This is a genomic window from Paracoccus pacificus, from assembly GCF_042680785.1.
GTDB lineage: Bacteria > Pseudomonadota > Alphaproteobacteria > Rhodobacterales > Rhodobacteraceae > Paracoccus > Paracoccus pacificus.
On the sequence record NZ_JBHUEN010000006.1, the window covers coordinates 228,900 to 248,279 of the forward strand.

Genomic DNA, 19,380 nt, shown 5'->3' on the forward strand with positions numbered 1-19,380 from the left:
ACGGGTCCGTAAAGACGCACAACATATTATTGACGGATGGTATTATGGTATGCCAACAATCGTCAACGAATCGAGATCGGGATCGAAAATGGCCGCCATCATCCGAAAGACGCTTCTGAATGTCGAAACCACGCTGATCGAGGGCGGGCGGGTTGCGGCCCAACCGCTGAAGCTGGTCGCCGCCGCCGCCGTGCTGAAGAATCCTTGGGCCGGGCGCGGGTTCGTCGACGATCTGAAGCCTGAAATCCACGCGGTCGCGCCGGAACTGGGCGCCTTGCTGACTGGGATGATTCTGGATGTCACCGGGTCGGGCTCGGCGGTCGAGGGGTATGGCAAGGCCGCCGTCGTGGGTCTGGACGGCGAGGTCGAGCATGCCTCGGCGCTGATCCATACCCTGCGCTTCGGCAACCATTACCGGCAGGCGGTCGGCGCGAAAAGCTATCTGGCCTTCACCAACACGCGCGGGCCGGCGAATTGCCCGATCATGATCCCGCTGATGGACAAGAACGACGAGGGGCGCCGGTCGCATTACCTGACCATTCAGTTCGCGATTCCCGACGCGCCCGCCGCAGATGAGATCGTGGTGGCGCTGGGGGCGTCGATCGGCGGCCGCCCGCATCACCGCATCGGCGACCGCTATCAGGACCTCAAGGATCTGGGCCATGATGTCGCGAACCCTGCCGCTGTCTGACGGCACGGCCCGGTTGATACAGGCGGGCACGGGTGAGCCCTTGCTGCTGATCCACGGGGTCGGCATGCGGGCCGAGGCGTGGGGCCCGCAGATCGAGGAGCTTGCCCGGCACCACCACGTCATCGCCGTCGATATGCCCGGCCATGGCGAAAGCACGCCGTTGTCATCCGGCGCGGGTCTGCCCGATTTCGTGGCATGGGGTGCGTCGGTAATCCGGGCGCTGGATCTGGGGCCGGTCAACCTTGCCGGGCATTCGATGGGGGCGCTGATCTCGGCGGGACTGGCGGTCGAGCATCCCGACCTGATCCGCCGGCTGGCGCTGTTGAACGCGGTCTATCGCCGAACGCCCGAGGCCCGTGCCGCCGTTCTGGCCCGCGCCGATGAGATCGCCCGCGGCCATGGCAGCGTCGACGGGCCGCTGCAACGCTGGTTTGGCACAGGCGATGTCGCGGTGCGGAACCGGGTCGCCGGCTGGTTGTCGCAGATGAATCCGCAAAGCTATGCCACCGCTTATCGCGCCTTCGCCGCGGGCGATGCGGTCTATGCCGACCGTATCGGCCGGATCGCCTGCCCCGCCTTGCTGCTGACCGGCGAGGGCGATCTGAACTCCAGCGCGCAGATGACCCGCCAGATGGCCGCCCAGATGCCCGATGCACAGGCGGTGGTCATCGCCGGTCATCGCCACATGGTCAACCTGACCGCCCCCGATCCGGTCAACGCCGCCTTGCGTGACTGGCTTTCGCGGAAGGAGATCGCCGATGACCGAGTTTGAACCGCGCGCCCTGCGCGACGCATTCGGGTGCTTCATGACCGGGGTCACCGTGGTGACCACCACCGCCGCCGACGGCCGGCCGCTTGGCTTTACCGCGAATTCGTTTTCCTCGGTGTCGATGGACCCGCCGCTTTTGCTGGTGTCGATCGCGCGCAGTTCCCGAAACTACGCCCAGTTCGCGCAGGCGCAGGGATTCGCGGTCAACGTGCTGGCGGAACGGCAGAAAGACGTCTCGGCCACCTTCGCCCGGCCGGTCGAGGATCGCTTTGCCGATCTTGACTGGCATACCGGAACCGCCGGGTCACCGATCATCGAAGGCGCCTCGGCATGGTTCGACTGCGCGGTCTGGCAGGTGGTCGAGGCCGGCGACCATGCGATCCTGATCGGGCAGATCAAGGATTTCGCTGCCTCGCAGGAACCCGGGCTTGGCTATTATCGGGGCGCCTATATCACCCCGGCGCAGACCGCCGCGCAACTGCCGGCCGGGCCGGACGTGGTGGTTTCGGTGATACTGGAATGCGGCGGCAGGGTGCTTTTGCTGGACGACGGCGAGGGCGGATATACGCTGCCGGAAACCCGGATCGGCCGCGACGGGCTGCAATCGGCGCTGAACCGGCTGTTGTCCAGAACCGCCGACGATGCCGAACCGGGCGAGATCTATGCGATCTACGAAGGCCGGGACGCGGGCCAGCAGCACATCGTTTTCAGATGCCCGGCGGCGACGACGCTGGCGCAGGAGGGCCGGTTCGTGACGCTGGATCCCGACACGCTGAAGGCCGTCGCCGATCCGGCCGTCCGGTCGATGCTAAGCCGGCTGGCCGAGGAATCGAAGCTGGGCAACTACGGCGTCTATTTCGGCTCGCATGAAAGCGGCCGGGTTTCAGGGAAATGGAAGGGCACGGCATGAAATTCTCACTTTTCGTCCATATGGAGCGCGTGTCCCCCGATCAGGACCAGGTCCGGCTTTACGAGGAGATGATCGAGCTCTGCCGGATCGCCGACGAAGGCGGCATGCACGCCATCTGGACGGGCGAGCATCACGGCATGAACTTCACCATCGCGCCGAACCCGTTCCTGAACCTGATCGACATCGCGCGCCGGACCAAGAACGTGCGTGTCGGCACCGGCACCATCGTGGCGCCGTTCTGGAACCCGATCCGTCTGGCCGGTGAGGCGGCGATGACCGATATCATCACCGGCGGCCGGCTGGATCTGGGCATCGCGCGCGGTGCCTATAGCTATGAATACGAACGGATGCTGCCGGGGCTGGACGCCTGGGGCGCGGGCATGCGCATGCGCGAGCTGATTCCGGCGGTGATCAAGCTGTGGGAGGGTGATTACGAACACCGGGGCGAGTTCTGGCAGTTCCCGAAAACCACCTCGTCCCCGATGCCGGTCCAAAAGCCGCATCCGCCGATCTGGGTGGCGGCGCGCGACCCGAACAGCCATGAATTCGCCGTGGCCAATGGCTGCAACGTGCAGGTCACGCCGCTGCATCTGGGCGATGAGGAAGTGGTCAGCCTGATGGAGCGGTTCAACGCCGCCTGCGCGAAATTCCCCGAGGTTCCGCGCCCGAAGATCATGGTGCTGCGCCACACCTATGTGGCCGGTGATGCCGCGGACGTAACGCGCGGCGCCGAGGAACTGAACATGTTCTACAATTACTTCGGGGCGTGGTTCAAAAACGAAAAGCCGGTCTCGATGGGGATGATCGAGCGGATCACGCCGGAAGATGCGGCCAATCACCCGTTCTATTCGCCCGAAGCGATGCGCAAGAACCAGATCGTCGGCGAGGCCCCCGAGGTCATCGACCGGATCAAGTCCTATGAGGCGCTGGGTTACGACGAATTCAGCTTCTGGATCGACAGCGGCATGAGCTTTGAACGCAAGCGCGCCTCGCTCGAACGGTTCATCCGCGATGTCATGCCGGCATTCGGCTGAGGCGCGCGGGGCATGGAACGGTTTCAGCACTATATCGACGGCAGGTTCGAGGACGGGGCGGGCAGCTTTGAAAGCCTCGACCCCGCCACCGGCCAGCCATGGGCGGTGACGTCGATGGCCGATGCGGGCGATGTAGACCGGGCGGTTCGCGCCGCCGCACGCGCCTTTCGCGCCCCCGAATGGGCCGGGCTGACCGCCTCGGCGCGGGGCAAGCTCTTGTTCCGGCTTGCCGATCTGGTCCAGCAGAGCGCGCCCGAACTGGCCCGGCTGGAAACCCGCGACACCGGCAAGATCATTCGCGAAACCAGTGCCCAGATCGCCTATGTGGCCGAATACTATCGCTATTACGCCGGGTTGGCCGACAAGATCGAGGGCGCCCATCTGCCCATCGACAAACCGGATATGGAGGTATGGCTTCGGCGTGAGCCGGTCGGCGTGGTGGCCGCGATCGTGCCGTGGAACAGCCAGCTTTTCCTGTCGGCGGTCAAGCTGGGCCCGGCGCTTGCGGCGGGTTGCACGGTGGTGCTGAAAGCCAGCGAGGACGGCCCGGCGCCGTTGCTGGCTTTTGCAAAACTCGTCGATCAGGCGGGGTTTCCGCCGGGCGTGGTGAACATCCTGACCGGCGGGCCGGATGCCGGGCAGGCCCTGACCGAACACCCGCAGGTCGCCCATATCGCCTTCACCGGCGGCCCGGAAACCGCGCGGCATATCGTGCGCGCTTCGGCGGTGAATCTGGCCAAGACCTCGCTGGAACTGGGCGGCAAATCACCCTTTATCGTGTTCGCGGATGCCGATCTGGACAGCGCCGCGAACGCGCAGGTGGCGGGCATTTTCGCCGCCACCGGGCAAAGCTGCGTCGCCGGGTCGCGCCATCTGGTCCAACACGCGGTCAAGGATCAAATGCTCGCACGCCTGAAGGCCGCCGCCGAGGGCGTGCGCATCGGCGCGCCCGAAGCGATGGAAACCGAGATCGGTCCGCTTTGCACCAGCCGTCAACGCGACCGGATCCAGCGGATCGTGGATGCCTCGGTTCAGGCGGGAGCCAGGCTGATCACCGGCGGTAAGCCCGTCGAGGGCGCGGGGTTTTACTATCCGCCGACGATCCTTGACTGCTCGGGCGCGCCCGACGCGCCCTGCGTCACCGAGGAACTGTTCGGGCCGGTCCTGTCGGTGGTGGGTTTCGATGATGAGACCGAGGCCTTGGCGCTCGCGAACGCAACGAACTATGGGCTCGCCTCGGGCGTTTTCACCCGCGATCTGAGCCGCGCCCATCGCATGATCCGCGGCATTCACGCGGGCATCGTCTGGGTGAACACCTATCGCGCGGTTTCGCCCATCGCGCCCTTCGGCGGCCATGGCCTGTCCGGACAGGGGCGCGAGGGCGGGATGGCCGCCGCGCTGGATTACACCACCGTCAAGACCGTCTGGCTGAGAACCTCGGACGATCCGATCCCCGATCCTTTCGTGATGCGCTGAACCGCCCGCGTGGACAACACCGGGCATCCCAACAGGAATGCAGAGGAGAAACAGAATGACCAGCAAGATAATCGCACTGGCCGCCGCGCTTAGCCTCGCCGCAGGCATGGCCTCGGCCCAGCAAATGGTCTTTACCTCATGGGGTGGGACGACACAGGACGCGCAGGCCGAAATGTGGGCGGCGCCGTTCACCGAGAAAACCGGCATCAACGTAGTTCAGGACGGCCCCACCGATTACGGCAAGATCAAGGCCATGGTCGAGGCGAAGGCCACCAACTGGGACGTGGTCGATGTCGAATTCGACTGGGCGCTGCAAGCCGGAAAGCAGGATCTGCTGGAGCCGCTGGATTTCACCATCATCGACAAGTCCAAACTGGATCCGCGTTTCGTATCCGACTATGCCGTCGGTTCGTTCTATTATTCGTTCGTGCTGGGCTGGAATGAGGGCAATTTCAGCGGCGACAAGCCGGCGACGCTTGCGGATCTTTTCGACACCACGAAATTTCCGGGCAAGCGGACCTTTTACAAATGGTCGGCGCCCGGCGTGATCGAGGCCGCGCTGCTGGCCGATGGCGTGGCCCCGGACAAGCTGTATCCGCTTGATCTCGACCGCGCCTTCAAGAAGCTGGACACCATCAAATCGGACATCATCTGGTGGGAAGGCGGTGCCCAGTCGCAGCAGCTTCTGGCCTCGGGCGAAGCGCCCATGGGGCTGTTCTGGAACGGGCGTCTGGCCGCGATGCAGGCGGACGGTCTGCCGGTCGGGATCAGTTGGGATAACAACATCACCGCCGCCGACGGGCTGGTCGTGCCGAAAGGCGCGCCCAACAAGGACGCCGCGATGAAGTTCATCGCCGAGGCGACCAGCGCGCAGGCACAGGCCGATTTCGCGACCAAGACGGGCTATGCGCCGATCAACACCGGCGCGCCCGCGCTGATGGCCGAGGATGTACGCAAGACCCTGCCCGACGCCCAGACCGCGACCCAGATCAACGCGGACATGTCCTATTGGGCCGATAACCGCGATGAAATCGGCAACCGCTGGTACAAGTGGCAGGCCGAATGACCGCCTGACGAAGCATGCGCGGCCCGCACGCGCGGGCCGTGATCTGCCGCCGATACTTTGCCGCCGAGACCGAGGTAACCGAATGCTGTCCATTTTGGCGCCATCACGACGTGGATCAGGGCTGAGCATGGCGATGCCGGCGCTGCTGCTTCTGTTGGCGTTCTTCGTGGTTCCCGTTGTCGTGCTGCTCAGCCGGTCGGTTACCGAGCCCGTGCCCGGATTGCAGAATTACCAGACGCTGCTTGGTTCCTCGACCTATCTGAAGATCTTCTTCAATACCTTTCTGGTGGCGGGGGTGGTCATGCTGGTGACGGCGCTGATCGCGTTTCCGGTATCATGGGCGCTGGTCATCATGCCGCGCTGGCTGGCCGGTCTGATATTCGCGATCATCCTGTTGAGCATGTGGACGAACCTGCTGGCGCGGACCTATGCCTGGATGGTGCTGTTGCAGCAGACCGGGCTGATCAATCGCGGGCTGATGGCGTTGGGGATCATCGAAAAACCCCTGCAACTGACCAATAATCTGGTCGGCGTGACCATCGGCATGGTCTATATCATGCTGCCGTTCATGATCCTGCCGCTGCAGGGGGTCATCCGCAAGATCGACCCCGCCATCCTGCAGGCGGCGGCATTATGCGGCGCGACGCGATGGCAGGCGCTGCGCCGGATCCTGCTGCCGCTGGCGGTGCCCGGCATCGCCTCGGGGGCGTTGATGGTTTTCGTGATGTCGCTGGGCTATTTCGTGACGCCGGCGCTGCTCGGGGGCACCTCGAACATGATGCTGGCCGAGCTGATCGTGCAGCAGGTCCAAAGCCTTGTGAACTGGGGCATGGGCGGGGCGGCGGCCTTTATCCTTCTGGTCGTCACGCTGGCGCTTTACGCGCTGCAACTGCGGCTGGTCGACGGCAGGGGGGCGGCCTGATGCTGCTGAATTTCGACAAGCTGGGGCCGTGGCGCTGGGCATTGGTCGGCATTTGCGTGGTGATGGCGCTTTTCCTGCTGTTGCCGATCGTCTTCATCATCGCGCTTTCCTTTGGCAACTCGCGCTGGCTGATCTTTCCGCCGCCCGGCTGGACGCTGAACTGGTATCGCGAGCTGTTCGCGGATCCGCGCTGGATCGGGGCGGCGCTGAACTCGGCCAAGATCGCGGTGATCGTCATGATCGTCTCGGTCGTTCTGGGCTTGCTCGCGTCATTCGCACTGGTGCGCGGCAGGTTCCGCGGGCGCGAGGTTCTGCGGGCGTTCTTCCTGACGCCGATGGTGCTGCCGGTGGTGATCATCGCGGTCGCGCTTTATGCGGCGTTTCTGCGGATCGGGCTGAACGGGACGCTGATCGGCTTTGTCATCGCCCATGTGATCGTGGCATTGCCCTTTGCGATCATCACCATATCGGGCGCGCTGGAAACCTTTGATCCGTCGATCGAGGATGCCGCGATCCTGTGCGGCGCCTCCCCGTGGGAGGCGCGTTTCCGCGTCACCTTGCCGGCGATCAGTCAGGGGCTGTTTTCGGCCGCGATCTTTTCCTTCCTGATTTCCTGGGACGAGGTGGTGCTGGCGATCTTCATGGCCTCGCCGACGCTGCAAACCCTGCCGGTCAAGGTCTGGACCACGCTGCGGCAGGACCTGACCCCGGTGATCGCCGCCGCCTCGACCCTTCTTGTTCTGCTGACCGTGGTTCTGATGATCGTGGCGGCCCTGATCCGCAAAGGCAAATCCAGATGACCAGCCCGTATCTGCACATCAACGGCGTCCGCAAGGTATTCGGCAGCGTGGTGGCGACCGATCATGTCGAGCTGGAGATCAAGGAGGGCGAGTTCATGACCTTTCTGGGCCCCTCGGGCTCGGGCAAGTCGACCACGCTTTACATTCTGGCCGGGTTTCAGGATCCGACCGCCGGCGACATCCTGTTGCGCGGCCGGTCGATCCTGTCGACCCCGTCCCACAAGCGCAACATCGGCATGGTGTTTCAGCGCTATACCCTGTTTCCGCATCTGAGCGTGGGTGAGAACGTGGCCTTTCCGCTGCGCGTGCGCCGCCTGCCCAAGGCCGAGATCGACGCCAAGGTGAAACACGCTTTGTCGCTGGTGCGTCTGGCGGGATTCGAGGACCGGATGCCCGCTAATATGTCCGGCGGCCAGCAACAGCGCGTCGCGCTGGCCCGGGCACTGGTCTATGATCCGCCGGTTCTCTTGATGGATGAACCGCTGTCGGCGCTGGACAAGAAACTGCGCGAGGAAATTCAGCTTGAGATCCGCCGCATCCATCAGGAAACCGGGGTCACCATCCTGTACGTCACCCACGATCAGGAAGAAGCCCTGCGCCTGTCCGACCGCATCGCCATCTTCAACCACGGCAAGATCGAACAGGTGGGCACCGGAAGCGCCCTTTACGCCAGCCCCGCCACCCATTTCGTGGCCGGGTTCATCGGCGACAGCGCGTTTCTGAACGGCCGCTTGGCCGGGGTGCAGGGCGGGCGCGCGGATCTGCGCTTTGCGGACGGATCGGCGCTGAACGGCATTCCGATGCACGGCGCCGGCCAGATCGACGGCAAGGCGGCGCTGATGCTGCGGCCAGAGCGGATCGAGCTTTCAGGCCAGCCGGGACCTGCGGGCGCCTCGCTTCCCGTGACCGTGCGGGACGTCACCTTTCTGGGTAACAACAACGCCGTTACCGCGCGCACCGGCTGGGGCGAAGATCTGTCGGTGCGGCTGAACTTCGGCCATCCGATGTTCGGAAAGGTGGCGCAGGGCGATCAGCTTCACGTAAGCTGGCAGCCCGAGAACGCCCATGTCTTTGCCGAGGCCTGAGCCGCCCCCCTCAGTCGCCTTCCGGCATTTCTATCCTTCGACCCTCGGCGGCCGACCGCGTGATCGCGTCGATCAGCCGATGAACCCGCAAGGCCTCGCGCCCGCTGATCGCGGGTAAGGTGCCGTTGTGGATCGCATCGGCGAAATCGGCGATGATGTCGCGGTGCCAGTCGCAGGGAAACGCCATCGGATCGGCGCCGCCACCCGTTCCGCCGGCCTGACCAAGGCTTTCGCTGCGTCCGTCCTGCCAGTTCACGGTCAGCTCGCCGCCGCGCAGATGGGCGGTGCCCAGCGTCCCCGCGACCGTAATGCTTTCCTGGCCGCCCGGAAAGTTCGCCGTCGTGGCCGTGATCGCGCCGACAGCGCCGCCGGTAAAAGTCAGCCCCGCGGTCGCGAAATCCTCGGCCTCCATCCGGTGCAGGCGCGTGGTCGCGGTCATTGCCTGAACCGCGCGGACCGGCGGCGTCATGCTGCCCATCAGGTCCAGCGTGTGAATCGCCTGACTGATCAGCACCCCGCCGCCGTCACGGGCATAACTGCCGCGACCGGGCTGGTCGTAATAGGACTGGTCGCGCCACCACGGCACGTCGACCCGGACCAGCGCCAGCGTGCCCAGCCGCCCCTCGTTCAGCAAAGCGCGCAGGCGTTGCCCCGCCGGGCGCATCCTTTGCTGAAAGACCACGCCCAGCGTCACGCCGTGGCGCTCACAGATTGCGACGATCCGTTCGGCTGCGGCCAGCGTGCGCTCGATCGGCTTTTCCAGCAGGATATGCTTTCCCGCCCGGGCCAATGTCTCGACGATCTCCAGCCGCTGATCCGGCGGCGTGGCAAGAATCACCCCGTCGGTGCCCGGATCCCCGGCGATCTGTTCGATGTCGTCAAAGACCCGCCAGCCATGCGCGGCCGCCACCGCATCGGCCTTGGCGCGGGTGCGGTTCATGCCGCCCGAGACCTCGACCCGGCCGCGCAACTGCTCCAGCGCCTCAAGATGCGGTTTCGTCGCCATCCCGAGCCCGATGACGGCCAGACGTGCTGTGGGAAAATCGTTCAACGGCGGTTCCTTTGTGTTCCTGATGCCGGGCGGCATACCCACACCCTTGTGCAGGCCGCGCAACTTGGTCTTGATAGCATAGGGGCCCGCCGCGCACGCCGGGCCCGTCGGCAGGTTAGCGGGGTTTTCGTGGAAAGCATATTCGACACGCATCTGCATCTCGTGGATCGCAGCCGCATCAGCTATCCGTGGATCAGGGATGCCGGCACGCTGGACCGCGACTGGAGCCACGCCGAATATGCGGCCGAGGCCAGCGCCTGCGGCATCACCCGCGCCCTGCATATGGAGGTCGACGCGGCCGAGGACATGATCGGCGCCGAGGTCGATTTCATCGAATCCCTGCCGCCACGCAAGGATGTGCCGATCGTCGGCATCATCAGCGCCTGCCGGCCCGAGCATGATGGCTTTGCCGCCGAAATCGAACGGGCGCAGGCGCGGCCCTCGGTCGTCGGGTTCCGCCGCGTCCTGCATGTCGTGCCGGACGCGCTGTCGCAGACGGCGCGGTTCCGGCAGAACATCCGCAGGCTTGGCCCGGCGGGCCTGCCCTTTGATATCTGCATGCTGGCCCGGCAACTGCCGCTGGCGATGGAACTGGTCGATGCCGCCCCCGAGACCCGCTTCGTGCTGGACCATTGCGGCGTGCCGGACATCGCCGGCGGTCAATTCGACAGTTGGGCGCGGGATATCTCGGCGCTGGCAAAGCGCCCGAACCTCAGCGCCAAGGTCTCGGGCATACCTTCCTATGCGGCGAAGGACTGGACCGCGGAGGACATGCGCCGCTGGATAGAACATGTCGTCGCGGCCTTCGGTTTCGACCGGGTGGTCTGGGGCAGCGACTGGTTCGTCTGCACGCAGGGCGGCGGGCTGACGAAATGGGTGGAAACCTGCCGAACCGTGCTGGCGGGCGTCTCTCCGGCCGAGCGCGTGGCGCTGTTCTCGGGGAATGCCGAAAAAATCTGGCGGGTGGGCGGCGGTTAACTTGCTCTCAACCAGTGCCGGCCTAATATGCGGTCGGCGGAAACCGGGCCCCGGTCATCGGGGTTGGGTCGTCATGTAATCGGCAAGGGAAAGGCCCGCAGTTTGTCCGCTACCTTGCTTTTGACGGGAAGATGCGCTTTAGCCTCTGACGTATTTGGGTTCCTGCACGATGGTGCGATATGAGTGGTGAACAAAAGATCACCCCGGTGATTTTGTCGGGGGGGTCGGGGACGCGGTTGTGGCCGCTGTCGCGAAAATCCTATCCCAAGCAATTCGCATCGCTTCTGGGGGATCGCACCCTGTTCCAGCAGGCCGCGCAGCGGTTCGCGGACAGCGCGAGCTATGCCGCGCCGGTGATCATCACCGGCAGCGATTTCCGCTTTATCGTGACCGAGCAACTGGCCGAAGTCGGCATCGATCCCGGCGCGGTGATAATCGAGCCAGAGCCCCGGAATACCGCGCCCGCGGTGCTGGCAGGGGCGCTTTACCTTATCTCGCAGGACCCCGACGCGGTGATGCTGATCGCACCCTCGGACCATGCGATCCCGGATTCGGCGGCGTTTCGCGATGCGGTCCGGCGCGGGCTTTCGGCGGTGGCGCAGGGCAAGCTGATCACCTTCGGGATCAGCCCCGACCGGGCCGAAACCGGCTATGGCTATCTGGAGCTTGACGGCCGGCCCGATGCGGACGGCGCCCCGGTCGATCTGCGGCGCTTTGTCGAAAAGCCCGAGCCGGCGCGGGCGGCCGAAATGGTCGCCTCGGGCAATTTCCTGTGGAACGCGGGTATCTTTCTGGCCCGGGCGGCCGATCTGGTGCAGGCGTTTCAGGCTTATGCGCCGGATGTGGTCGGCCCGGTCGAACGGTCGGTCAGGAATGCCAAGGCCGATCTGGGTTTCCTGCGGCTCGACCCGGCGGCATTTTCAGGCGCACCGTCGATTTCGGTCGATTACGCGGTGATGGAAAAGGCGCCGAATCTGGCGGTGGTGCCGTTTTCCGCCGGCTGGTCGGACCTTGGCGGCTGGGACGCGGTCTGGCGCGAGCAGGTGCCCGACGACAACGGCGTATCGCTGTCGGGACCGGCCGAGGCGGTGGATTGCCGCGACACGCTGCTGCGGGCGGAATCCGAAGGGCAGGTGCTGGTGGGGATCGGGCTTGATAACATCATCGCCATCGCCATGCCCGACGCGGTGCTGGTCGCCCCCAAGGATCGGGCCCAGGACGTGAAGAAGGCGGTCGAGATCCTGAAGGCCAAGGGCGCGGCGCAGGCGGAAACCCTGCCGCGCGACTATCGGCCGTGGGGGTGGTTCGAGACGCTGGTGCTTGGCGGCCGCTTTCAGGTCAAGCGTATCGTGGTGCACCCCGGCGCCTCGCTGAGCCTGCAAAGCCATCACCACCGGGCCGAGCACTGGATCGTGGTGCAGGGCACGGCAAAGGTGACCGTCGATGACGAGGTGCGATTGCTGACCGAAAACCAGTCCGTCTATATCCCTTTGGGCGCCGTCCACCGGATGCAGAACCCGGGCAAGGTCCCGATGGTGCTGATCGAGGTCCAGACCGGCAGCTATCTGGGCGAGGACGACATTATCCGCTATGAGGATGTTTATGCGCGCGGGCAAGGGGCCAAAGGCTGATGCCCGCGAACCGAACGCCGCTGACCTGCTTCAAGGCTTATGACATCCGTGGCCGTCTGGGTCAGGATCTGGATGCCGGCATCGCCTACCGAATCGGGCGGGGGTTTGCGCGGGCGCTGGACGCCCGCCGGGTCGTTCTTGGCCGCGACATTCGCGCCAGCAGCGCCGAGCTGGCCGGCGCCGTCGCAAAAGCGTTGCAGGATGAAGGGGTCGAGGTGCTGGATCTTGGCCTTTGCGGCACCGAAGAAATGTATTTCGCCGTCACCCATTTCGGCGCCGACGGCGGGGTCGAGGTCACGGCATCGCATAATCCGATGGATTACAACGGCATGAAGATGGTGCGCGCCGGCTCGGCGCCGCTGGACACCGCGACCGGTCTTGGCGCGATCCGCGATCTGGCCGAGGCGGATGATTTCGGGGCGCCTCGGCCCGGTGGCTCGGTCCGCGACGTGGCGGTCGAGGCGCGGGCAGCCTATGTCGCGCGGGTGATGGAATTCGTCGATGTCGCCGCCCTGCGTCCGTTGAAAATCGTCGTGAACGCCGGCAATGGCGCGGCGGGACCGACCTTTGACGCGATTGCCGCCGCCCTTGCCGAACGCGGCGCGCCGCTGGAATTCATCCGCATGCACCACCAGCCCGACGGCAGCTTTCCGAACGGCATCCCCAACCCGCTTCTGCCCGAGAACCAGCCGGCGACCGCCGATGCGGTGCGCACGGCGGGCGCGGATCTGGGGCTGGCGTGGGACGGCGATTTCGACCGCTGCTTCTTCTTCGACGAAACCGGTGCGTTCATCGACGGCGAATATATGGTCGGGCTGCTGGCCGCGGCCTTTCTGGCGCGAGAGCCGGGGGCGCGCATCATCCACGACCCGCGGGTCATCTGGAACACGCAGGATGTGGTGGCCAAGGCGGGGGGTCATGCCGTTCAGGCCCGTACCGGCCATGCCTTCCTGAAGGCGGCGCTTCGCGCCCATGATGCCGTCTATGGCGGCGAAATGTCGGCGCACCACTATTTCCGCGATTTCGTCTATTGCGACAGCGGTATGATCCCGTGGCTTCTGGTGGTCGAGTTGATGGGGCGGTCGGGGCAAGACCTCTCGCAACTGGTGGCGGCGCGGCGAGCGGCCTTTCCGTCGTCGGGCGAGATCAATTTTCTGGTCGAGGACGTGCCGGCGATCCGCCAGCGGGTCGAGGCGGAATATGGCCCCGATGCGGTTGCGCGCGACGAAATGGACGGGCTGTCGCTGGACATGGGGGAATGGCGGCTGAACCTGCGGGCCTCAAACACCGAACCGGTGTTGCGGCTCAACGTGGAATCGCGGGGCGACAGGGCGCTTCTGGAACGGAAGGTGGCCGATCTGACCCGGCTTATCACCGAAAAAGCCTAGGGCAGACACAGGATCCGACCCGCAAATCAATTCACACCGCAGGGCAGTTCGCGGCTTTGGCGGAATCGAAGGAAAGACGAATGAAGAAGGCGCTGATTACCGGGGTTACCGGACAGGACGGATCCTATCTGGCCGAGCTTTTGCTGGAAAAGGGCTATGAGGTCCATGGCATCAAAAGGCGCGCCTCGCTGTTCAACACCCAGCGCGTCGACCATATCTTTCAGGACGTGCACAGCGAAAAGCCGCGCTTTCGCATGCATTACGGCGATCTGTCGGACACCTCGAACCTGACCCGCCTGATCGCCGAGGTGCGCCCCGACGAGGTTTATAACCTTGGTGCGCAATCCCATGTCGCGGTCAGCTTCGAGGCGCCCGAATACACCGCCGACGTGGACGCCATCGGGACCCTGCGCCTGCTGGAGGCGATCCGGTTTCTCGGGCTGGAAAAGCAGACCCGGTTCTATCAGGCCTCGACGTCCGAGCTTTACGGGCTTGTTCAGGAAACCCCGCAGACCGAAAAGACGCCGTTTCACCCGCGTTCGCCCTATGCGGTGGCCAAGATGTATGCCTATTGGATCACGGTCAATTACCGCGAGGCTTACGGGATGTTTGCCTGCAACGGCATCCTGTTCAACCATGAAAGCCCGCGCCGCGGCGAAACCTTCGTGACCCGCAAGATCACCCGGGGGCTGGCCAATATCGCGCAAGGGTTGGAACCGTGCCTTTTCATGGGCAATATCGACGCGCTGCGCGACTGGGGCCATGCCAAGGACTATGTGCGGATGCAGTGGATGATGCTTCAGGGCGACACGCCCGACGATTACGTCATCGCCACCGGCAAGCAATATTCCGTCCGCGAGTTCATCATCTGGACCGCCGAAGAGCTGGGCATCACGCTGAAATTCACCGGAACCGGCGTCGATGAGATCGCGACGGTCACCGCGATCACCAGCAACAAGGCCCCGGCGTTGAAGGTGGGTGACGTGGTCATGCGCATCGACCCCCGCTATTTCCGCCCGGCCGAGGTTGAAACCCTGCTGGGCGACCCGTCGAAGGCGAAGGAAAAACTGGGGTGGGAGCCGCAGATAACCGCCCGCGAAATGTGCGCCGAAATGGTCGAAGCCGATCTGATCGTGGCGCGGCGGCACTCGCTGCTGAAAGAGCACGGCATGGAAGTGCCCGTCTCGACCGAAGCCAGTTAGACGGCGCCATGGCCAAGCGATCCGACAAACCCGTCCTTCTGATCACCGGCGCCGGCGGCATGGTGGGCCGCAATCTGCTGGCCCATCCGGCCATCGGGGACTGGCAGGTGCTGGCGCCGGCAAGTGACGCGCTTGATCTGCGCGACGGCCGGGCCGTTGCGGAATATCTGTCGCAGCACCGCCCCGATGCGGTGGTGCATTCGGCCGGGGTCGTGGGCGGCATTCAGGCCAATATGGCCGAGCCGGTGCGGTTTCTGGCGGCGAATGCCGAAATGGGGATCAACCTTGTCAACGGCTGCGTCTCGGCCGGGGTGCCGACGGTGATCAACCTCGCCTCAAGCTGCATGTATCCGCGGGCGCTGGGGCATGGTCTCAGCGAAGAAAAGGTCCTGACCGGAGAGCTTGAGCCGACGAACGAAGGTTATGCGCTGGGCAAGATCGTCACCATGCGGATGTGCGAATATGCCATGCGCGAGAACCCGGCGCTGAATTACAAGACCCTGATTCCCTGCAATCTTTACGGTAAATGGGATAAGTTCGATCCCAAGCATTCGCATCTGGTGCCGGCGATCATTCACAAGGTCCATACCGCCATGCAGACCGGCGCCGCCGAGATCGAGATCTGGGGCGACGGTACGGCGCGGCGCGAATTCATGTATGCCGGCGATCTGGCGGATGCGATCATCCGCGCTTTGGCCGCGCCGGGCGATCTGCCCGAAAGCCTGAACATCGGGCTGGGCCATGATCACAGCATCAACGACTATTACCGGATCGTCGCCGAGGTCATCGGCTGGCAGGGTGATTTCACCCATGATCTGGGCCGGCCCGTCGGGATGAAACAGAAACTGCTGGACGTGACCCGGCAAACCGCATGGGGCTGGGCCCCGCAAACCTCGCTGACCGATGGCATTCGTGCCGCTTATGAATTTTATCTGAAGGAACAGCATAAATGACCGCGCGCTTTCCGCTTGCCACCTCGTCCTGGGACAAGGATGAACTGGATGCCCTTCAGCGCGTCATCGCGTCGGACCAGTATTCGATGGGCCCCGAGGTGGCGCGGTTCGAAAAGGCCTTTGCCGATTATGCCGGCAGCCGGTATGCGGTGATGGTCAATTCGGGGTCCTCGGCCAACCTCGCCATGGTGGCGGCGCTGCGCTTTACCCGAAACCCGGCCTTGCGGCTGGAACCGGGGGCCGAGGTGATCGTGCCGGCGGTGTCATGGTCGACCACCTTCTATCCGCTGCACCAATATGGTCTGCACATGAAATTCGTCGATATCGACGCCCATACGCTGAACTATGATCTCGATGCGCTTGCGACCGCGATAACCGACAAGACCCGGGCGATCATGGTCGTGAACCTGCTTGGCAACCCGAACGATTTCGACCGCATCAAGGCGATCATCGGCGACCGCGACATCGTGCTTATCGAAGATAATTGCGAATCCATGGGCGCCACCTATGACGGCCGGCAGGCGGGCACGTTCGGTGTGATGGGCACCTATTCCAGCTTTTTCTCGCATCATATCTCGACGATGGAAGGCGGGCTGATCGTCACCGATGACGAGGAGCTTTATCACATCCTGCTGGCGCTGCGGGCGCATGGCTGGACCCGCAACCTGCCGAAATTCAACAAGCTGACCGGCGAGAAAAGCGATGATCCGTTCGAGGAGAGTTTCCGCTTTGTGTTGCCCGGCTATAATCTGCGGCCGCTGGAAATGTCCGGCGCGCTCGGCTCGGAACAGTTGAAGAAACTGCCCGATCTGGTCCGTGGGCGGCAGGCCAACGGCGCATATTGGACCGAGACCATGGCGAACCATCCGCTGTTCCGTATCCAGCAGGAAATCGGCCAGTCAAGCTGGTTCGGCTTTGCCCTGATCATGCGGCCCGATTCCGGCATGACCCGCAAGAATGCGCTGATCCGTCTTGGTGAATTGGGTTTCGAGACGCGGCCGATCGTCAGCGGCAATTTCACCAAGAACCCGGTTCTGGATCTGATGGATCACAGCCTGCACGGGCAGATGACGAATGCCGAGGATATCGACCGCAACGGCTTTTTCATCGGCAACCATCATTACGACATCACCGAGGCCATCGACGTGATCGCGGAGTTTCGCGGCTAGCCGGGCGCGGGTCCATGCGGGGGGGCGCGCGCCGATCGGTCAGACGTTGATCCGCGAGGTGAACCGGCCCGGCGTCCGTTGCCACAACAGGAAGCGGTCGCGGATATAATCGGCCTCATACTGGCGGTCGAGCTGTTCCAGCACCTTGCGATACACCTGCGAGGTGCGCAGCCCCCCCGGCACCAGCGCATCCGCATAGGCCGCCACCGACAAGGCAAGCTCGCGCGTGGCCACGCGCCGGCGCAGCACATCGGCGGTCAGGATGTGCAGCTCGACCATGTGATGCTTGATTCCGGCCAGTTCCGTGAAGATCTCGGCCGCCTTCTGCTTTTCCTCCTGCTTCAGCAGCTCAAGACCGAACTCGGCGCGGAAGCAGATCTGCGATCCCGACAGATCGGCCGCCTTTTCATATGCGGCAAGCGCCTTGGGCGGATTGTCGCGCTGCATCTCGAGCCGCGCGAAGCGTATCTGAACAAAGGGATCCTCGGGCGCGTCGACCAGCGCCGATTCGATCATCGGAATCCCCACATCGGGTTCCTCGGCCTGAATATGGAGCTGACCCAGAAACGAGCGGGTCTGCGGCTGGTCCAGCGTCCGGCGAAAGGCCGAATGAAAGAAGCCGATGATCTTCTTGAGATTGGCGATGTTATTGAACTGCGCGGGCAGGCGGGTGCTTTGCAGCCGCGCCCAATCGCGGACTTCGATCTCGAAGGGGATGAAATTCAACTGCGGCTGGCTGTTGTCCGCGCCGTCGGGCTGGGGATGGAGCCTTGTCGAGATCTGATTGAAACGCGCGATCACCGCCGGACGGTAGGTCACGAATTCCGGCGCCACCGGATAGTGGTTGTTGCCGGAAATGTGGCCGGCCGCCTCAAGCTCGCTGATCAGGATCCGGGACAAGGGCAGGATCGGCTGCAACCAGTGCCCGACATGGGCCAGACGCGCCGCGACCTGCGGCCGGTTTGCGGCAAGTGCTGCGAACCCGGCCCAGACATAGGCCGGAGAATTGGCGAGGTCCGCCAGTATCGGCCGCCCGCGCAACAGATCGACGATGCCGATCGCCGCATCGGCGTCGTTCGCCTTGAAATATTCCTCGGCCAGAAGGTCGTAGATATAGGGCAGCGCAAAGCCGTCGTCCAAATGCTGGCGCAGTATGTCGCGCGCCACCTCGGGCGTGCCCTGGCGTTCGTGAAAGGCGATAAGTTCGGGGAAGTTCTGCCCCAGATCCGCGCTGCTTGAAAAATCGTCGGGGGTTTCGCGCAGCCGCGTGGTCAGACGGTTAAGGGCGCTTTCACGCTCGGCATCGGTAAGGTCGGTGGTGATATCGACCACCCGGCTGTTTCCAAGGATGGCCGCGACCGACGAAAAGGCGCTGGCGCCGGGGGCGATGATCTGCGAGCAGCGGGACATCGCATACATTTGCAGGAAATCGCGCTGCAATTCGGTCAGCCCGCTGTCCACGACCAGATCCGAGGCCGGTATGACCCGGTCCGACAGCCGCGAGAATGCCCGCACCTCATGATCCGAATCCGAGAAAATGACGATCCGGGCCGAGGTTTCCCGCAACATCCGCGCGATATGTTCTTCATAAAACACCCGCGGCACGTATTTGCTGGGCCACAGCACGTTCGAGGCGCGCGAATTGGGGTTGATGATGTCGCCGCGCCGCAGGTGATAGGCGACCAGTTCCGCATTGCCCAGCCGGTCACGGATCCGGGCCATGGCTTCGGTCACCTCGGGGACGAATTCCACCGTGTCGAGCGTGGCGGCGACGCGGGCGCCGATCTCATGCCAGGTTTCCCAGGGCAGCGCGACAGCGCGCATGGATTCGTTGGAACGCAGGTCGGTCCCCGAGGCGACCATCTGCAAAAAGCCGTCGCGGTCGATGGTTCCCGACATGTTGTCCACCAGAACCGTGTTCTGCTGAATATCGCCGTAACCCCGCTCGAACTCGCGGTACTGCTCAAGGAACCCGGCCGAGAACAGCGTTTCGGGGTGACGAAGCTCGGGGCTGACGTTGTCATGGTCCGACCACGCAAAGCGGAATCTGATGCCATAGTCATCGGCGATACGCTTGGCATTCAGTATCGCGCCCAGCCGGCCCCCCATCCTGTCGTTGCGGGAGGCGAAAATCGACCCTGCTGCGGTCATAAGTTGGTCGTCCTGTTCGTCAGTGCCGTATTCGATCGTTGCGTGCCATCGGGTCTTGCACAGAAAGCCACCCGGGGACAGGTCTGTGCCCATCACGAAACTTT

Annotated in this window: 17 protein-coding genes; 15 read left to right on the forward strand and 2 right to left on the reverse strand. The window is 64.2% G+C overall.

From position 1 onward, the window contains the following. The first annotated feature begins 88 nt into the window (after positions 1 to 88). From ACFSCT_RS02640 to ACFSCT_RS02680, 9 genes are all read left to right on the forward strand, one after another. A complete protein-coding gene (locus ACFSCT_RS02640) occupies positions 89 to 691 on the forward strand; it encodes an amino acid synthesis family protein (RefSeq protein WP_379139924.1) in 603 nt (200 codons plus the stop codon). Beyond that, on the forward strand, positions 663 to 1,463 hold the full coding sequence (locus ACFSCT_RS02645) for an alpha/beta fold hydrolase (RefSeq protein ID WP_379139925.1): 801 nt from the start codon (positions 663 to 665) through the stop codon (positions 1,461 to 1,463). Before ACFSCT_RS02640 ends, ACFSCT_RS02645 begins: the two co-directional genes overlap by 29 nt. Then, entirely contained in the window at positions 1,450 to 2,370 is a 921-nt protein-coding gene (locus tag ACFSCT_RS02650; RefSeq protein ID WP_379139926.1) for a flavin reductase family protein, read from the forward strand. The genes ACFSCT_RS02645 and ACFSCT_RS02650 overlap by 14 nt, the downstream gene beginning before the upstream one ends. Continuing rightward, complete coding sequence (locus tag ACFSCT_RS02655; RefSeq protein WP_379139928.1) at positions 2,367 to 3,404, forward strand: LLM class flavin-dependent oxidoreductase; 1,038 nt, start codon at positions 2,367 to 2,369, stop codon at positions 3,402 to 3,404. The genes ACFSCT_RS02650 and ACFSCT_RS02655 overlap by 4 nt, the downstream gene beginning before the upstream one ends. 12 nt (positions 3,405 to 3,416) lie before the next feature. Then, on the forward strand, positions 3,417 to 4,880 hold the full coding sequence (locus tag ACFSCT_RS02660) for an aldehyde dehydrogenase (RefSeq protein ID WP_379139930.1): 1,464 nt from the start codon (positions 3,417 to 3,419) through the stop codon (positions 4,878 to 4,880). A 55-nt stretch (positions 4,881 to 4,935) separates the two neighbouring features. Next, complete coding sequence (locus tag ACFSCT_RS02665) at positions 4,936 to 5,946, forward strand: ABC transporter substrate-binding protein (RefSeq protein WP_379139932.1); 1,011 nt, start codon at positions 4,936 to 4,938, stop codon at positions 5,944 to 5,946. A gap of 127 nt (positions 5,947 to 6,073) precedes the next feature. Then, positions 6,074 to 6,868 carry an ABC transporter permease gene (locus ACFSCT_RS02670; protein ID WP_379139934.1) on the forward strand — a complete coding sequence of 265 codons (795 nt, stop codon included), beginning with the start codon at positions 6,074 to 6,076 and terminating at the stop codon, positions 6,866 to 6,868. Beyond that, positions 6,868 to 7,668, forward strand: coding sequence for an ABC transporter permease (locus ACFSCT_RS02675; RefSeq protein ID WP_379139936.1), 801 nt, complete (start codon positions 6,868 to 6,870; stop codon positions 7,666 to 7,668). The genes ACFSCT_RS02670 and ACFSCT_RS02675 overlap by 1 nt, the downstream gene beginning before the upstream one ends. Continuing rightward, on the forward strand, positions 7,665 to 8,753 hold the full coding sequence (locus ACFSCT_RS02680; RefSeq protein WP_379139937.1) for an ABC transporter ATP-binding protein: 1,089 nt from the start codon (positions 7,665 to 7,667) through the stop codon (positions 8,751 to 8,753). Before ACFSCT_RS02675 ends, ACFSCT_RS02680 begins: the two co-directional genes overlap by 4 nt. Before the next feature lie 10 nt (positions 8,754 to 8,763). On the opposite strand, the gene ACFSCT_RS02685 is transcribed toward ACFSCT_RS02680, so the two are convergent. After that, complete coding sequence (locus ACFSCT_RS02685; RefSeq protein ID WP_379139939.1) at positions 8,764 to 9,804, reverse strand: Gfo/Idh/MocA family protein; 1,041 nt, start codon at positions 9,802 to 9,804, stop codon at positions 8,764 to 8,766. Positions 9,805 to 9,933: 129 nt separating this feature from the next. Between ACFSCT_RS02685 and ACFSCT_RS02690 the strand changes: the two genes are divergently transcribed. The 6 genes from ACFSCT_RS02690 to ACFSCT_RS02715 all read left to right on the forward strand — a co-directional run bounded on the left by ACFSCT_RS02690 (position 9,934) and on the right by ACFSCT_RS02715 (position 17,125). Further along, entirely contained in the window at positions 9,934 to 10,782 is an 849-nt protein-coding gene (locus ACFSCT_RS02690; RefSeq protein WP_379139941.1) for an amidohydrolase family protein, read from the forward strand. Between the two features lie 179 nt (positions 10,783 to 10,961). Beyond that, a complete protein-coding gene (locus tag ACFSCT_RS02695; RefSeq protein ID WP_379139942.1) occupies positions 10,962 to 12,413 on the forward strand; it encodes a mannose-1-phosphate guanylyltransferase/mannose-6-phosphate isomerase in 1,452 nt (483 codons plus the stop codon). After that, a complete protein-coding gene (locus ACFSCT_RS02700; protein ID WP_379139944.1) occupies positions 12,413 to 13,801 on the forward strand; it encodes a phosphohexomutase domain-containing protein in 1,389 nt (462 codons plus the stop codon). Before ACFSCT_RS02695 ends, ACFSCT_RS02700 begins: the two co-directional genes overlap by 1 nt. Before the next feature lie 80 nt (positions 13,802 to 13,881). Next, the gene (gene gmd / locus ACFSCT_RS02705) at positions 13,882 to 15,003 is read left to right on the forward strand and encodes a GDP-mannose 4,6-dehydratase (RefSeq protein WP_379139946.1); all 1,122 of its coding nucleotides are present in this window, start codon (positions 13,882 to 13,884) and stop codon (positions 15,001 to 15,003) included. Positions 15,004 to 15,011: 8 nt separating this feature from the next. Continuing rightward, the gene (locus tag ACFSCT_RS02710; protein WP_379139947.1) at positions 15,012 to 15,956 is read left to right on the forward strand and encodes a GDP-L-fucose synthase family protein; all 945 of its coding nucleotides are present in this window, start codon (positions 15,012 to 15,014) and stop codon (positions 15,954 to 15,956) included. Continuing rightward, a complete protein-coding gene (locus ACFSCT_RS02715; RefSeq protein WP_379139948.1) occupies positions 15,953 to 17,125 on the forward strand; it encodes a DegT/DnrJ/EryC1/StrS family aminotransferase in 1,173 nt (390 codons plus the stop codon). The genes ACFSCT_RS02710 and ACFSCT_RS02715 overlap by 4 nt, the downstream gene beginning before the upstream one ends. A gap of 39 nt (positions 17,126 to 17,164) precedes the next feature. Here ACFSCT_RS02715 and ACFSCT_RS02720 read toward each other — a convergent pair whose 3' ends face one another. Next, positions 17,165 to 19,276, reverse strand: a complete 2,112-nt coding sequence (locus ACFSCT_RS02720; protein WP_379139949.1) for a hypothetical protein — start codon at positions 19,274 to 19,276, stop codon at positions 17,165 to 17,167. Positions 19,277 to 19,380 lie beyond the last annotated feature (104 nt).